The sequence below is a fragment of the Limosilactobacillus difficilis genome (assembly GCF_947387495.1).
GTDB classification, from domain to species: domain Bacteria; phylum Bacillota; class Bacilli; order Lactobacillales; family Lactobacillaceae; genus Limosilactobacillus; species Limosilactobacillus difficilis.
The window spans coordinates 1-314 of sequence record NZ_CANDNU010000122.1 but is presented as its reverse complement, the minus strand read 5'-3'; the positions used below and the strand labels follow the sequence as shown (position 1 = coordinate 314).

Annotated in this window: 1 protein-coding gene and 1 pseudogene; both read right to left on the bottom strand. The window is 38.2% G+C overall.

The features are described from left to right. Positions 1-107, bottom strand: a 107-nt coding sequence (locus QOR82_RS09230; protein ID WP_283584433.1) for a helix-turn-helix domain-containing protein, incomplete at its 3' end; no start/stop codon positions are given. A 2-nt stretch (positions 108-109) separates the two neighbouring features. Continuing rightward, a pseudogene (locus QOR82_RS09225) lies at positions 110-314 on the bottom strand (transposase); the annotation flags it as partial.

The window sequence follows — 314 nt, the reverse complement described above, 5'->3', positions numbered from 1 at the left end:
ATTAAATTCCAAACCTTGCGGTCATTACCAAACATTTGCCATAACTGGTCAGTTTGCTTTTTTGTTGGATATAGCCGCAATTTAATTCCCTTATTAATCTTGGCCATTCTCATTTCACCTCCTTTTTACGCTGATCATCAATATATTTAGCTACTGCGGCTTCATTCACTGCTCCAATACTTTCTACGTAGTAACTAGGCGACCACAAGTGTCGTCCTTGTCGTTTCCAATAGCTGTTTTTTTAGTTCTGGACATTGGCGGAATAACTGATATGCCGTAATTCCTTTAAGCCAACGAACAATATTAGTAACTGA